Below are 12,671 nucleotides of genomic sequence, written 5' to 3' on the forward strand. Positions count from 1 at the left end.
GCGCACAAAACCTTACCTCTGCCCGGACTAAGGAGGCGCGCATGACCAGATCCCCCCTGACACTCTACCTTGCAGCACCGCGCGGCTTTTGCGCAGGTGTCGACCGGGCCATCAAGATAGTCGAGATGGCGCTCGAGAAATGGGGCGCGCCGGTCTATGTGCGACACGAGATCGTGCACAACAAGTTCGTCGTCGACGGGCTGCGCGAGAAGGGTGCCGTATTCGTCGAGGAGCTTGACGAAGCTCCAACCGACCGCCCCGTGATCTTCTCCGCGCATGGCGTTCCAAAATCAGTGCCCGCCGAGGCGCAACGCCGCGAGATGATCTATGTGGATGCCACCTGCCCGCTTGTATCCAAGGTGCATATCGAGGCGGAGCGTCACTCGCAGAACGGCCTGCAGATCGTAATGATCGGCCATCGCGGCCATCCCGAAACAATCGGTACGATGGGGCAACTGCCCGAGGGCGAGGTATTGCTGGTCGAGACCGTTGGTGACGTGGCAGATATCGTGGTGCGGGATCCTCAGAGCCTCGCCTTCGTGACCCAGACTACGCTTTCCGTTGATGAAACGGCCGACATCGTGGCAGCACTCAAGGCGCGTTTTCCCGCTATAGTCGGCCCTCACAAAGAAGACATCTGCTATGCCACGACCAATCGGCAAGAGGCCGTGAAGGCCATCGCGCCCAAGGTCGATGCGCTTCTGGTGGTGGGCGCGCCAAACTCGTCGAACTCCAAGCGATTGGTCGAGGTCGCGTCAAAGGCCGGGTGCAACTACGCGCAGCTCGTGCAACGTGCGCGCGATATCGACTGGCGCGCGCTCGAAGGTATCCGAAGTGTGGGCGTGACCGCAGGGGCGTCAGCCCCGGAAAGCCTGGTCAAGGAAGTCATCGAGGCGTTTTCCGGTAGGTACGATGTGACCGTCGAAACCGTCGAGACCGCGGTCGAGAATGTCGAATTCAAAGTACCTCGCGTGCTCAGGGTTCCCGCATGACACGGATACCGACCGCGCCGCTCTTACTGGGCCTTGCCGGGCTCATCCCGTTTGTCTGGGGGGCGCTGACCTATCTTGACGGCAACTTGCAGGCATGGGGCGCGCAGGCCCTCGGCCCGCGTTTTGTCGGCCCATATGTCCAGCTGTTCTACGGTTCGGTGATCCTCAGCTTCATGTCCGGCGTTCTGTGGGGCTTTGCGACCAAGGTGGATGGATCGCGCGCGGCATTGGGCTACGTGCTGTCCGTCCTGCCGGCCCTTTGGGCCTTCTTCATGACGGGCGGTGGGCCGGTTTCGGCCGGGCTCAACCTCATGTTCGGCTTTGCAGCGCTGCTGCTACTTGACGCCGCCTTCAGCCGCTGGGGACTGACACCGCCCTGGTGGATGCAGTTGCGCATCCTGCTTACGGTGATCGTACTCGCCTGTCTTTCTGTTGGAGTCTTCCTGTGACCGATGAAACCATTCGCGTCTACGATCAAAAAGCCGCCGAATACGCGGCAATGACCGACGACTACAACGCCGAAGACCCGCACTTGTCCGACTTCATCGCTGCTGTCCCGAAAGGCGGCCACGTCCTTGACCTCGGCTGTGGCCCCGGGATGTCCGCCGCGCTCATGGCCCAAAACGGATTGTCGGTGGACGCGGTCGACGGCTCTGCCGAAATGGTGGAATTGGCGGATCAGCGGCTTGGTGTAACAGCAAGGCGTGCCAGTTTTGACGACATCTCAGGCGAGGCACTCTACGATGGGGTCTGGGCCAACTTCAGCCTGTTGCACGCGCCGCGCGCTGACTTCCCGCGACATCTCTCGGCGCTGCACCGCGCCTTGAAGCCGGGCGGGGCCTTTTTCCTCGGCATGAAGCTCGGAAAGGGAGAGGGACCGGACCAGCTTGGCCGCTTCTACACCTATTACTCGGAGGACGAATTGACGGAACTTCTCGCGGCTGCGGGCTTCACGGTGACCGGGCGGCGCCACGGAAACGCACCGGGCCTCGACGGCACCCCCTCGGACTGGGTCGCGTTGGCTGCACATGCCTGAGATCATCGCTTACACGGATGGCGCCTGTTCCGGAAACCCCGGTCCGGGCGGATGGGGCGTTCTGCTACAAGCAAAGGATGGCGAGACAATCGTCAAGGAACGCGAGTTGTGCGGCGGCGAGGCAGGCACCACCAACAACCGGATGGAGCTATTGGCCGCCATCACCGCGTTGGAGACCTTGGAACGGGCTTCGACCGTGACGGTCGTCACCGATAGTGCCTATGTCAAGAACGGCGTCACCGGCTGGATTCACGGCTGGAAGCGTAACGGCTGGAAGACAGCGGCGAAAAAACCGGTCAAGAATGCCGACTTGTGGCAGCGTCTCGATACCGCCCAGGCCCGCCACGACGTGACCTGGAAATGGGTCAAGGGCCATGCCGGTCACCCCGAGAACGAGCGCGCCGACGAATTGGCGCGTGCGGGCATGAAGCCCTTTAAGCCTCAAAAGGCCGGCAGTTGAACGTACTGACGCTGCTCGACTACGCCTCGGTACTGGTCTTTGCCTTGACGGGGGCGCTGGTTGCAAGCCGGGCCCAGCTCGACCTCGTGGGATTTGCTTTTGTGGCCTGCCTTACGGCTGTCGGCGGCGGCACGGTGCGCGACCTGCTGCTGGATCGAAACCCGGTTTTCTGGGTAGGCGAACCCACTTACATTCTTATTGCGACCGGTGCTGCGCTGGTCGTTTTTTTCACCGCCCACTTGATGGAGAGCCGATATCGCTGGCTCGTCTGGCTGGACAGCTTCGCCCTGTCCATCGCCGTGGCGGCGGGTACCGGCGTGGCGCTTTCCCTGCAACAGCCGCCAGTGGTCGTCGTGTTGATGGGGATGAGCACTGGCTGCATGGGCGGCTTGATGCGCGACGTCGTGGTCGGAGAGGTGCCGCTGGTCTTGAAACAAGGTGAGCTTTACGTCTCATGCGCCTTGGCAGGCTCCGTCTGTGCGGTCATCGGCACAGGGCTTGGCCTGCCCACTCTATGGGCGCTTCTGGCCTGCGCCAGTGTGTGCTGGGTCCTTCGCGCCGGGTCGCTGCTGTTCGGCTGGCGCCTGCCCGTCTACAAGGGTCGCCCGCCCCGCGTCTGAGATCTCAGCGCCGCCAATGCGTCGGCACGATGATCAGCGCACCGATCGATGATACGATCGCATTCAGCCCCGGCGAGTTGAAGCCGATGCCGAACATGATCCGTACGAAGAAAAACAGGAACGCGCCACCAACGCAGATGATGATGGATTGTACATAGCCGTTATGGGTGAACCCGCTCTTTTCCGAGACGTAGCCCACGATTCCGGCGATTACCACGGTTCCCATCAACACCATGAACATGGCTTTACTCCGGTCCCAACTGCGTGCCCGGTGGAACGGGCCAGCCACGCAAGAACGTTTCGGCATCCTGCGCGGCTTTGCCCGCCCGCTGCAAGCGGGTCAGTTGAACCGCACCCTTGCCGCAGGACACGCGCAGCGCCTCATCCAGAACCGTTCCGGGTGCACCCTCTCCCTCAACCAGCCGTGCGCCGAGGATCTTGACCCTTTCGCCATCGATCATGGACCATGCGCCGGGAAAGGGCGACAGCCCGCGGATCTGCCGGTCAATGGTCGCAGCTGGCGCATTCCAATCGATGCGCGCCTCGGATTTGGCGATCTTTTCGGCATAGGTCACGCCGGTTTCATCTTGTTGTTCGGGCACCAGTTCCGACAGCCGGGCCAATGCCTCGATGATCAATTCGGCACCCATCGCGGAAAGACGGTCGTGCAAGATACCGGTCGTTTCCTCGGTGCCGATCGGGGTTGCACGACGCAACAGCACAGGACCGGTGTCCAGCCCCGCCTCCATCTGCATGATGCAGATCCCGGTCTGGTCATCGCCCGCCATGATCGCTCTGTGGAGGGGCGCCGCCCCGCGCCAACGCGGCAAAAGGCTGGCATGGATGTTCAGGCACCCGTGCCGCGGAGCGTCCAGAACGGCCTGCGGCAGGATCAGCCCATAGGCCACGACAACGGCGACATCGGCATTCAACGCCGCGAACTCTGCCTGCGCCTCTGCCGATTTGAGAGAGATCGGGTGCCGCACATCCAGCCCCAGTGCCGCTGCACGGGCATGCACGGGGGTTGGCCTGTCCTTCTTGCCCCGGCCTGCTGGTCGCGGCGGCTGGCAGTAGACGGCGGCGATTTCGTGCCCTGCCTCTATCAGCGCGTCAAGCACCGGGACCGAGAACTCCGGCGTTCCCATGAAAATGACCCGCATGCCCCTACCCCAGCTTCCGTGCCTTGCGCAGCAGCATGTCGCGTTTCACCTTGCTCAACCGGTCGAAATACATCCGCCCGTTCAGGTGATCGATCTGATGTTGCACGCTCGTGGCCTCGATCCCGACGAAATCTCGGCGGTCCACCTGCCCCTGCTCGTTCAGAAAACGAACGGTCACCGCGCGCGGACGCTTGATCACGGCCGAAACCCCCGGAAGGTTCGGGCTGGCCTCTTCGTGCTCGCGCAACTCGATCGACGCATGCAGGATCTCGGGATTGGCCAGCCGGACTGCCCTGCCACGCTGGGTTGAGCCGTCCACCACGGCCAGCCGCAGCATCACGCCGATCTGAGGCGCGGCAAGTCCGACACCGGGCATGGCCTCCATCGTGTCGATCATGTCGTTCCAGATTGCACGGATCTCTCCCGTGATTTCGTCCACCGGAGCGGCCTTGCTGCGCAGCCGCTTGTCTGGCCATGGCAGGCAGTCGCGAACGGTCATCGCTGCATCTCCATGTACTTGCCCTCGATCTCGGCGCGCAGGTTGGGATCGATCCTGTCGAAATGCACCATCCCGTTCAGGTGATCGAATTCGTGCTGGATGCAGCGCGCCTCGAACCCGTCGAAATCGGCCATGTGAATGTCGCCTTCGGCCGCCGTCCATTGCACGGTCACGGCCTGCCACCGCTCGACCGGGACGGTTACGCCAGGGATCGACAGGCAGCCCTCGTCGCCCACGACGGGTACGCGTTCGGCCGCCATGATCAACGGGTTGATCATCGTCATCGGCGCGGGTCTGCCCTCTTTCCAGCCGCAATCCATAACGAACAGTCGCAGCATCACGCCCACTTGCGGCGCGGCAAGCCCGCGACCCTGAGCGGCATACATGGTGTCGAACATGTCGGCGATCAGCTCGTCAAGGCGCGTATCCTCGACCGGAGCGCATTTCTGCGACAAACGCGGATCTGGCCAGCGAAGGATGTCGCGCACACTCACGCCCGGGCCATCTCGCGCTTGAGCTTCTGCATCTTGCGAGTGATCATCTGCCGCTTCAGCGGCTTGAGGTAGTCGATGAACAGCTTTCCGTCGAGATGGTCGATCTCATGCTGCACGCAGGTCGCCCAAAGCCCGTCAAAGGTCTCGCGTTGAAGGGTTCCGTTACGGTCCAGCCATTCGACCTCGACCGCGGCAGGGCGCGTCACCTCGGCATACTGATCGGGGATCGACAGGCACCCTTCGTCGTAAACGCTGGTTTCGTCCGACGCGGATATGATCTCGGGGTTGAACATGACCAGCGGGCGGGGTGCCTCGCCCTCTTCCTTGACACAGTCCAGCACGATCAGCCGGTCCAGCACCCCGACCTGGGGTGCCGCCAGGCCGATACCCGGTGCATCATACATGGTTTCGAGCATGTCATCGGCCAGCTGGCGCAGCTCGTCACTCAAATCTGCGACCGGCGCGCATGTCTTTTTCAGGCGCGGATCGGGATGTATCAGGATCTTGCGTTTCATGCAGGGGGATTTAGGCGATCACGCCCGCCATCGCAACGCCTCTTGCACCCGCGCGGCAAGAGGTTAGCTTCGCCTGCGACACCTGAACGGAGCGATACATGAATTTCGACGATCTGACCGAACGACGCGGCAGCCACTGTGCCAAATGGGATGCAATGGAAGCGATCTATGGCGTGTCGCCAGATGACGGCCTGCCGATGTGGGTCGCGGACATGGACCTCCCCGTTCCGGACTGCATTCTCGACGCGCTTCGCGGCATGGTCGATCACGGGATCTTCGGTTACGACACGCTCGACGCGCCCTACAAGGCGGCAATCGGCTGGTGGATGCAAGAGCGTCACGACTGGCAGGTGGCACCCGAGGCGATCTTTACCACCACGGGCCTCGTGAACGGCGTCGGCATGTGCCTTGATGCTTACACGCAGCCGGGCGACGAGATCGTACTGTTCACCCCCGTCTATCACGCCTTTGCCAAGGTGATCCGAAACGCCGGGCGCAAGGTCGTCGAACGGCAAATGATCCTCGAGAACGACCGCTACAAGCTCGACTTCGAGACGTGGGACGCCCAAATGACGGGCACCGAAAAGATGCTGATCTTCTGCTCGCCGCACAATCCCGGCGGCCGTGTCTGGACCGAAGAAGAACTACGCGGCGTTGCCGATTTCGCGCGTCGGCACGATCTTTTGCTGATATCGGACGAGGTACATCATGACCTCGTGTTTCCGGGCGCGCGCCATGTTCCGATGCAGAATGCAGCACCCGAGATCGCTGACAGGCTTATCATGCTGACCGCGCCGTCCAAGACCTTCAACATCGCAGGGCTACATACCGGGCAGGTCATTATCCCCGACGAGACCTTGCGCAAACCCTTCGCCGCACGGATGAGCGCACTGAACCTTTCGTCGAATTCGATGGGCATGCGCGCGACAATGGCAGCCTACTCTCCCGAGGGTGCAGCCTGGGTCGATCAACTGGTGGCCTATCTGGACGGCAACCGACAGGTTTTCGACGCGGCCGTTGCCGAGATTCCCGGCCTGCGCTCCATACCGCTTGAAGCGACCTACCTGTCATGGGTGGATTTTTCCGGCACCGGCATGCCGCGCGAGGAATTCACCGCCCGCGTCGAGAAAACGGCAAGGATCGCCGCCAACCACGGCACGACTTTTGGAACCGGCGGCGAAAACTTCCTGCGGTTCAACCTCGCGACACAGCGCAGCCGGGTAGAAGACGCCTGCAAGCGCCTGAAAGCGGCATTCTCCGATCTGCAATGAGGCGTCGGGCCGGCCTTTGCCGGCCCCGCTCATTCCAAGGGCAGATATGCGACGGGCGCATCGGCGGCCCGTTCGAAGTCGAGCGCGGCGCTCTCGGCGCTGGCGGTGCTGCGCTTGAAGTCGTAACGCATCTCACCCCCTTCCTCTTCGGCGGCGACAATCAGACACTGACACAAGTGCTTTCCACCATCGTAGATATCCACGAGTCCACGCAGACGGGGCGTTGCCGCCGCTTCGACCGCAAAACCGCCACGCCACATGCGCAGAACCCGATAGCTTTCAGTCCCGACCTCGACGCGTAGACGGCTTGTCTTTTTCAAAGCCGCAATGCGCGCCGCATCCAGACTGTCACTGATCTCTTTCGGAACGAAATTGTCCATCACCGGATCCCCCGCAGAATCATTCGGATTGTGCCGCAACCTCATGTCGGATCAAGAAAAAATCGTACCGAACACATGAATGGTTATCCGGCGTTGCATGCTGTGCATGTCTCGCTGTGCGTCCATGCAGCCCGGTTGCGCGCCCAGCGGCCTGTGCGGATGGACCGCCCGCCGCTAGGTCTTGCCCAATAAACAGACCACGCAACGGAGGATGACCCATGGGCCTGCTCGTCGATGGCGAATGGAAAGACAAATGGTACGACACGGAATCGACCGGCGGCAAATTCGAGCGGTCCGAGTCGCAGTTTCGCAACTGGGTCACGTCTGACGGTGCGCCGGGACCATCGGGTGAAGGCGGCTTCGAAGCTGAATGGGGGCGCTATCACCTCTATGTCAGCCTCGCCTGTCCCTGGGCGCATCGGACCATGATCTTCCGCCATCTCAAGGGGTTGAGCGATCTTATCGACCTGTCGGTCGTGCACCCCTACATGCTTGGCCATGGCTGGACTTTCGGAACCGACTATGACGGCGCGACCGGCGATCCGCTTCATGGTTTCGACTATGCTCACCAAGTCTACACCAAGGCCGACCCGGTCTATTCCGGCCGGGTGACGGTCCCGATCCTCTGGGACAAGAAACGCGAAACCATCGTTTCGAACGAAAGCGCCGACATCATCCGTATGTTCAACAGCGCCTTTGATGGCCTGACCGGAAACACCGATGATTACTGGCCGGCAGAGCTGCGCAGTGCCATCGAAGAGGTGAATGCCCGCGTCTACGACACCGTGAACAATGGTGTCTACAAGGCCGGATTTGCCACAAGCCAGAGTGCTTATGACGAGGCAATTCATCCGCTGTTCGACAGCCTGGACTGGCTGGAGGAGCGCCTTGCAACCAAACGGTACCTTATGGGCGAGCGGATAACCGAGGCCGACTGGCGGCTGTTCACCACGCTGATCCGGTTCGACAAGGTCTACAACACGCATTTCAAGTGCAACCGGAACCGCATCGTGGATTACCCGAACCTTTGGGGCTACGTCCGTGAGCTGTATCAGTGGCCGGGTGTCGCCGAGACGGTCAATTTCGATCACATCGTCGGCCATTACTACTACAGCCATACATCGATCAATCCGCACCGCATCGTCCCGATCAATCCCGATCTGGACCTAGATGCACCGCACGGACGGGATCAACGCCCCGCCGCGTAATGCTCCACCATCGCCGCCAGGTCTTCTGGCGGCGTTCCGCTTTGCACATAGGCACAGGCATTCGGGCTATGGGCAAAGATCGACCCGTCCGAGAAGAACGTCGTATTGGTGACGAAGATCACCCGCGCCTTCGGACGGCGGTAGCTGGCGAAATCCGCCACCGCGAGGGCGCTGCCATCCTCAAGCACGAGGTCGAGCACGATTATATCGTAATCAGACGCGTAGAGCGCCAGGATGGCCGTGTCCTGTGAGCTGACCAGCGAGACGTCCCCGCCCTGGCGTTGCAGGTGGCGTTGCCAAAGCCGTCCAAGCTCTGGATTGCTTTCGACGATCAATACATTCATTTTCTGACACCTCGGCACTGTGCAATCGTTGTGCCGTCCCCCGCATCTCCGGTGATCTGCCCAAAGACTTAACAAACGATTAACGATGAAATGAGGGGCCTGCGGATCGGCGGATTCGCTTGTGCGACCGGCAGGAATCCGCTTGAAACACGGGAATAGCGCAACCAGAACAGGAATGTCACCGCAGATGACCAACCCGCGGCAAATCGAGGACCGTTCGCGCCGCCACCGCGACCACGGGGGAGGAATCGATCATGCCATCTCGGTCTACGGTGGTAGTCGGGCCGATTGGCTGGACTTGTCGACCGGCATCAATCCGCATCCCTACCCATTGCCGATCCTTGAGACGCTGGACTGGACCGCCCTGCCCGACCGCGCTGCCTTCAGCCGGCTTTGCAATGCCGCGCGCGACTTCTGGAATGTGCCGGACGAGGCAGCGATCCTCCCTGCGCCCGGCGCGTCGGCATTGATCGCCCGGTTGCCAGCCCTGTACCCCGCCGACCGCGTCGAAATCACGCCGCCAACCTACAACGAACATGCCGCTGCCTTTCGCGCACATGGCTGGGACGTCGTCGAAGATGGCCCCGCAACAGCCCGGGTGCTGGTCCACCCCAACAATCCCGACGGCAGGGTTTGGACCGCAGCCGACGCCACGGCCCGCCTGACCATCATCGACGAGAGCTTTTGCGACGTGTTGCCGGAACGCAGTCTTGTGAACCTCGCCGCAGGTGAAGGCACCATCGTGCTCAAGAGCTTTGGCAAGTTCTGGGGGCTTGCCGGTCTTCGGCTTGGATTTGCAATCGCGCAGCCCGAAATCATCGATCGGCTAGCCGATTTGACGGGTCCTTGGGCGGTATCGGGGCCTGCGCTCCGCGTCGGTACCTTGGCGCTGCAGGATGCCGAGTGGGCGGACCGAACCCGCGCGCACCTCGAGGCAGAAGCGCAAAAATTGGATCAACTGATGATCAAACGGGGCGCACAGTTATTGGGTGGTACGAGCCTTTTCCGACTCTACGACGTCGATGACGCGCAGGCGTCGCATGATCGTCTGGCGCGAAAGCACATCCTGACCCGCGTCTTTCCCTACTCGCGCCGGATGCTTCGCCTCGGCCTGCCGCCTTCGGGCGCTTGGGATCGGCTGGAGGACGCCCTTTGAACACGGCCTTCATCCTCGCCGGTGCCATGTTGCTGGACGCTGCACTCGGAGAGCCTGATTGGCTCTGGTCGCGCCTGCGCCATCCCGCCGTTCTCTTCGGTGACGCAGTGGGCTTTTGCGACCGTCGTTTCAACAATGGCACGCATCGACGCCTCAAGGGTGCCTTGGTGGTGGCCGCACTGGCGCTTGGCGCGGTGTCGCTTGGTGCGGCTCTTGCCCAATTGGGGTGGGTCGTGGAACTGATCTTGTGCGCCATCCTCCTCGCCCAACGCTCGCTGGCCGAACATGTCGGACAGGTGGCTGCCTCGCTGCGCCTTTCCCTGCCCGAGGCACGCAGCATGGTCGCCCGCATCGTATCGCGCGACACCTCCCAGATGGACGGGCCGCAAGTTGCGCGAGCCGCCATCGAAAGCGCGGCGGAAAACCTGAGTGACGGTGTGATCGCGCCTGCCTTCTGGTTTCTTGTCGGCGGGCTTCCCGGGCTCTTTCTGTACAAGGTCATCAACACCGCGGACAGCATGATCGGCTATCTCAATGACCGTTACGCCGAATTTGGCTGGGCCGCCGCGAAACTGGACGATCTGCTCAATCTCATCCCGTCGCGGCTGACTTGCCTGATGCTGGTCGCGCTGTCGAACGGATCGCGTCACTGGCGCGCCATCGTCGAGGACGCCGAGCGTCATGTGTCACCGAATGCCGGCTGGCCCGAGGCCGCGATGGCCCGCGCGCTGAAGGTCGCGCTCGCCGGGCCGCGCAGCTATCATGGACAGGTCCGGCACCTTGCCTGGGTTAATGAAACGGCCCGCAAGGATATCGGCCCGCATGAGATCGAGAAGGCCATCCGTCTCTTGTGGCAGGTCTGGGCCTTGGGGCTAGGCCTTGCAATCGCGATTTTCACAATCACCTTTGTTGTCTGACGATTGATCGACCCAAAGGATTTTCATGCGCCTTTCCAAGCTACTGCAGCACTCCGCCGCCATCACCCTCCTCGCCGCTCCGGCCTTTGCGCAATGTGGCGGCAGCTTCCCGGGTTTCATTGATGGGCTCAAATCCGAGGCCGTCTCGCGTGGGCATGATCCGGCAGCTGTCGAACGCTTCTTTCGCGGCGTCCAGCAGGATGGCAAGGTCATCCGTGCCGACCGTGCCCAAGGCGTCTTTCAGAAACCTTTTATCGAGTTTTCGCAAAGGCTGATTTCTTCGAACCGCCTGAACACCGGTCGCCAGATGGCGGAACGCTATCACGGCGTGTTCGACCGGATCGAGGCGGAATACGGCGTGTCGCGCGGCGTCCTTCTCGCCTTTTGGGCATTCGAGACGGACTATGGCGGCTACCAGGGCGATTTCAACACGCGCAACGCACTGGTCACCCTGTCGCATGACTGCCGCAGGCCGGACCTGTTCCGCCCGCAGGTCTTTGCCGCCATCGAACTCTACGAACAGGGCGATTTCGACCCGGACCGCACGACCGGTGCATGGGCGGGGGAGATCGGGATGGTTCAGATGCTGCCACAGGACATCCTCGACAACGGCGTTGATGCCGATGGCGACGGGCAGGTTTCGCTCAAGACCTCGGCCCCCGATGCGCTTGAATCGGGCGCGCGCATGCTGTCGCATCTGGGATGGCGCGCCAACGAACCCTGGCTGCAAGAGGTCAGCGTCCCGGCGGAAATGGATTGGTCCCTGACTGGCCCGGGGAAACCACGCCCGGTTTCGGAATGGCAGGCCATGGGCGTTACGCCCCGCAACGGTGCATTTTCGAATCTGCCTGCCTCTCTGGTTCTGCCCCAGGGAAAGAATGGCCCCGCCTTCCTCGCCTATCCCAATTTCGACGTCTACTTCGAATGGAACCAAAGCTTCGTGTACGTGATGACGGCTGCCTATTTCGCGACGCGACTGGAAGGGGCGCCGATTTATGACACGGGCAATCCAAGCGCGGGCCTCACCGGCGAACAGATGAAAGACTTGCAGCGCAAACTCGAAGCGCGCGGATATGATGTCGGCGGTGTCGACGGGATTCTCGGAGCAGGAACCCGGGCGGCGGTGCAGGCCGAGCAGGAGCGGCTTGGCCTGCCTGCCGATGCCTGGCCCACTCGGACGCTTCTCGACCGGTTGTGACGGTCAACGGTGCGGGGTCAGGGGCGAATGCCCAGCTGTATCCGCACCGGCGTTTTCAGGTTGTGCTCGCGGACGTAGACGAGCAATTCGCTGTCGCCGACCATCATGTCACACCGTCTGAAATGGCGCCTGAAACTGATGCACAGATCACCGTTCCGGCGCAGTTTCATCATGCCCACCTTGATCCCGTCCCCGATCACGTCCGGCATCGCAAGAGTCTGCCTTTCTCGGGTCTGCCGTTCCATCGAGGGGCTGAACAGTGGCTGGCCCGGCGCAGAGATCGCGAATCGGGCACTTGGCACGGATCCACCGATCTGTCGAAGCTTCATGGGATCGGCGCTGGCCGATGTGGCGACTAGGGTAGAGGCGATGATGATTTTCAGGCCATACATGCCTGATTTAACGCCGTTTTGACGCACGA

General features: G+C 61.9%; 18 protein-coding genes. 10 read left to right on the forward strand and 8 right to left on the reverse strand.

The window, feature by feature from the left end; translation table 11 throughout:
- Positions 1–41: 41 nt before the first annotated feature.
- From ispH to ACFORG_RS08940, 5 genes are read left to right on the forward strand one after another with little or no spacing between them, the layout of a single operon-like run.
- On the forward strand, positions 42–992 hold the full coding sequence (gene ispH, locus ACFORG_RS08920; RefSeq protein WP_386735071.1) for a 4-hydroxy-3-methylbut-2-enyl diphosphate reductase: 951 nt from the start codon (positions 42–44) through the stop codon (positions 990–992).
- On the forward strand, positions 989–1,441 hold the full coding sequence (locus ACFORG_RS08925; protein WP_386735072.1) for a DUF3429 domain-containing protein: 453 nt from the start codon (positions 989–991) through the stop codon (positions 1,439–1,441). Before ispH ends, ACFORG_RS08925 begins: the two co-directional genes overlap by 4 nt.
- Positions 1,438–2,028 carry a class I SAM-dependent DNA methyltransferase gene (locus tag ACFORG_RS08930; RefSeq protein WP_386735073.1) on the forward strand — a complete coding sequence of 197 codons (591 nt, stop codon included), beginning with the start codon at positions 1,438–1,440 and terminating at the stop codon, positions 2,026–2,028. Before ACFORG_RS08925 ends, ACFORG_RS08930 begins: the two co-directional genes overlap by 4 nt.
- On the forward strand, positions 2,021–2,488 hold the full coding sequence (rnhA, locus tag ACFORG_RS08935) for a ribonuclease HI (protein ID WP_386735074.1): 468 nt from the start codon (positions 2,021–2,023) through the stop codon (positions 2,486–2,488). The genes ACFORG_RS08930 and rnhA overlap by 8 nt, the downstream gene beginning before the upstream one ends.
- Complete coding sequence (locus ACFORG_RS08940; protein WP_386735075.1) at positions 2,485–3,108, forward strand: trimeric intracellular cation channel family protein; 624 nt, start codon at positions 2,485–2,487, stop codon at positions 3,106–3,108. Before rnhA ends, ACFORG_RS08940 begins: the two co-directional genes overlap by 4 nt.
- Positions 3,109–3,112: 4 nt before the next feature.
- Here ACFORG_RS08940 and ACFORG_RS08945 read toward each other — a convergent pair whose 3' ends face one another.
- Genes ACFORG_RS08945 through def (ACFORG_RS08965) form a run of 5 tightly spaced genes read right to left on the reverse strand, consistent with a single transcriptional unit; the run spans position 3,113 to position 5,776 of the window.
- Complete coding sequence (locus tag ACFORG_RS08945; protein WP_386735076.1) at positions 3,113–3,349, reverse strand: hypothetical protein; 237 nt, start codon at positions 3,347–3,349, stop codon at positions 3,113–3,115.
- A 4-nt stretch (positions 3,350–3,353) separates the two neighbouring features.
- Positions 3,354–4,268: a methionyl-tRNA formyltransferase gene (gene fmt / locus ACFORG_RS08950; protein ID WP_386735077.1), complete on the reverse strand. Its 915-nt coding sequence runs from the start codon at positions 4,266–4,268 to the stop codon at positions 3,354–3,356.
- Between the two features lie 4 nt (positions 4,269–4,272).
- Complete coding sequence (def, locus tag ACFORG_RS08955; RefSeq protein ID WP_386735078.1) at positions 4,273–4,767, reverse strand: peptide deformylase; 495 nt, start codon at positions 4,765–4,767, stop codon at positions 4,273–4,275.
- On the reverse strand, positions 4,764–5,255 hold the full coding sequence (gene def / locus ACFORG_RS08960) for a peptide deformylase (RefSeq protein ID WP_386735079.1): 492 nt from the start codon (positions 5,253–5,255) through the stop codon (positions 4,764–4,766). Before def (ACFORG_RS08960) ends, def (ACFORG_RS08955) begins: the two co-directional genes overlap by 4 nt.
- Positions 5,256–5,257: 2 nt before the next feature.
- On the reverse strand, positions 5,258–5,776 hold the full coding sequence (gene def, locus ACFORG_RS08965; protein ID WP_386735080.1) for a peptide deformylase: 519 nt from the start codon (positions 5,774–5,776) through the stop codon (positions 5,258–5,260).
- A 98-nt stretch (positions 5,777–5,874) separates the two neighbouring features.
- Here def (ACFORG_RS08965) and ACFORG_RS08970 point away from each other — a divergent pair, with 98 nt between their 5' ends.
- Positions 5,875–7,047 carry a MalY/PatB family protein gene (locus ACFORG_RS08970; RefSeq protein WP_386735081.1) on the forward strand — a complete coding sequence of 391 codons (1,173 nt, stop codon included), beginning with the start codon at positions 5,875–5,877 and terminating at the stop codon, positions 7,045–7,047.
- Between the two features lie 29 nt (positions 7,048–7,076).
- Here ACFORG_RS08970 and ACFORG_RS08975 read toward each other — a convergent pair whose 3' ends face one another.
- Positions 7,077–7,427 carry a hypothetical protein gene (locus ACFORG_RS08975; protein ID WP_386735082.1) on the reverse strand — a complete coding sequence of 117 codons (351 nt, stop codon included), beginning with the start codon at positions 7,425–7,427 and terminating at the stop codon, positions 7,077–7,079.
- Positions 7,428–7,645: 218 nt separating this feature from the next.
- Here ACFORG_RS08975 and ACFORG_RS08980 point away from each other — a divergent pair, with 218 nt between their 5' ends.
- Complete coding sequence (locus ACFORG_RS08980; protein WP_386735083.1) at positions 7,646–8,635, forward strand: glutathione S-transferase family protein; 990 nt, start codon at positions 7,646–7,648, stop codon at positions 8,633–8,635.
- Here the strand turns inward: ACFORG_RS08980 and ACFORG_RS08985 are convergent.
- A complete protein-coding gene (locus tag ACFORG_RS08985; RefSeq protein ID WP_386735084.1) occupies positions 8,617–8,979 on the reverse strand; it encodes a response regulator transcription factor in 363 nt (120 codons plus the stop codon). The genes ACFORG_RS08980 and ACFORG_RS08985 overlap by 19 nt on opposite strands.
- A 187-nt stretch (positions 8,980–9,166) precedes the next feature.
- Here ACFORG_RS08985 and ACFORG_RS08990 point away from each other — a divergent pair, with 187 nt between their 5' ends.
- From ACFORG_RS08990 to ACFORG_RS09000, 3 genes are read left to right on the forward strand one after another with little or no spacing between them, the layout of a single operon-like run.
- The gene (locus tag ACFORG_RS08990; RefSeq protein ID WP_386735085.1) at positions 9,167–10,135 is read left to right on the forward strand and encodes a threonine-phosphate decarboxylase; all 969 of its coding nucleotides are present in this window, start codon (positions 9,167–9,169) and stop codon (positions 10,133–10,135) included.
- A complete protein-coding gene (gene cbiB / locus ACFORG_RS08995) occupies positions 10,132–11,052 on the forward strand; it encodes an adenosylcobinamide-phosphate synthase CbiB (protein WP_386735086.1) in 921 nt (306 codons plus the stop codon). Before ACFORG_RS08990 ends, cbiB begins: the two co-directional genes overlap by 4 nt.
- 25 nt (positions 11,053–11,077) lie before the next feature.
- Positions 11,078–12,250: a lytic murein transglycosylase gene (locus tag ACFORG_RS09000; RefSeq protein WP_386735087.1), complete on the forward strand. Its 1,173-nt coding sequence runs from the start codon at positions 11,078–11,080 to the stop codon at positions 12,248–12,250.
- A gap of 17 nt (positions 12,251–12,267) precedes the next feature.
- On the opposite strand, the gene ACFORG_RS09005 is transcribed toward ACFORG_RS09000, so the two are convergent.
- Positions 12,268–12,642 (reverse strand): hypothetical protein, encoded by a 375-nt coding sequence (locus tag ACFORG_RS09005; RefSeq protein ID WP_386735088.1) that lies wholly within the window; start codon positions 12,640–12,642, stop codon positions 12,268–12,270.
- Positions 12,643–12,671 lie beyond the last annotated feature (29 nt).

The sequence above is a fragment of the Lutimaribacter marinistellae genome (assembly GCF_042648365.1).
GTDB lineage: Bacteria > Pseudomonadota > Alphaproteobacteria > Rhodobacterales > Rhodobacteraceae > Lutimaribacter_A > Lutimaribacter_A marinistellae.

What these genes read in the sequence shown, in the direction of transcription:
- ispH (WP_386735071.1), top strand. Translation starts at nt 42, where the DNA reads ATGACCAGATCCCCCCTGACACTCTACCTTGCAGCACCGCGCGGCTTT.
- ACFORG_RS08925 (WP_386735072.1), top strand. Translation starts at nt 989, where the DNA reads ATGACACGGATACCGACCGCGCCGCTCTTACTGGGCCTTGCCGGGCTC.
- rnhA (WP_386735074.1), top strand. Translation starts at nt 2,021, where the DNA reads ATGCCTGAGATCATCGCTTACACGGATGGCGCCTGTTCCGGAAACCCC.
- ACFORG_RS08945 (WP_386735076.1), bottom strand. Translation starts at nt 3,349, where the DNA reads ATGTTCATGGTGTTGATGGGAACCGTGGTAATCGCCGGAATCGTGGGC.
- fmt (WP_386735077.1), bottom strand. Translation starts at nt 4,268, where the DNA reads ATGCGGGTCATTTTCATGGGAACGCCGGAGTTCTCGGTCCCGGTGCTT.
- def (WP_386735078.1), bottom strand. Translation starts at nt 4,767, where the DNA reads ATGACCGTTCGCGACTGCCTGCCATGGCCAGACAAGCGGCTGCGCAGC.
- def (WP_386735080.1), bottom strand. Translation starts at nt 5,776, where the DNA reads ATGAAACGCAAGATCCTGATACATCCCGATCCGCGCCTGAAAAAGACA.
- ACFORG_RS08970 (WP_386735081.1), top strand. Translation starts at nt 5,875, where the DNA reads ATGAATTTCGACGATCTGACCGAACGACGCGGCAGCCACTGTGCCAAA.
- ACFORG_RS08975 (WP_386735082.1), bottom strand. Translation starts at nt 7,427, where the DNA reads ATGGACAATTTCGTTCCGAAAGAGATCAGTGACAGTCTGGATGCGGCG.
- ACFORG_RS08980 (WP_386735083.1), top strand. Translation starts at nt 7,646, where the DNA reads ATGGGCCTGCTCGTCGATGGCGAATGGAAAGACAAATGGTACGACACG.
- ACFORG_RS08985 (WP_386735084.1), bottom strand. Translation starts at nt 8,979, where the DNA reads ATGAATGTATTGATCGTCGAAAGCAATCCAGAGCTTGGACGGCTTTGG.
- ACFORG_RS08990 (WP_386735085.1), top strand. Translation starts at nt 9,167, where the DNA reads ATGACCAACCCGCGGCAAATCGAGGACCGTTCGCGCCGCCACCGCGAC.
- ACFORG_RS09000 (WP_386735087.1), top strand. Translation starts at nt 11,078, where the DNA reads ATGCGCCTTTCCAAGCTACTGCAGCACTCCGCCGCCATCACCCTCCTC.
- ACFORG_RS09005 (WP_386735088.1), bottom strand. Translation starts at nt 12,642, where the DNA reads ATGTATGGCCTGAAAATCATCATCGCCTCTACCCTAGTCGCCACATCG.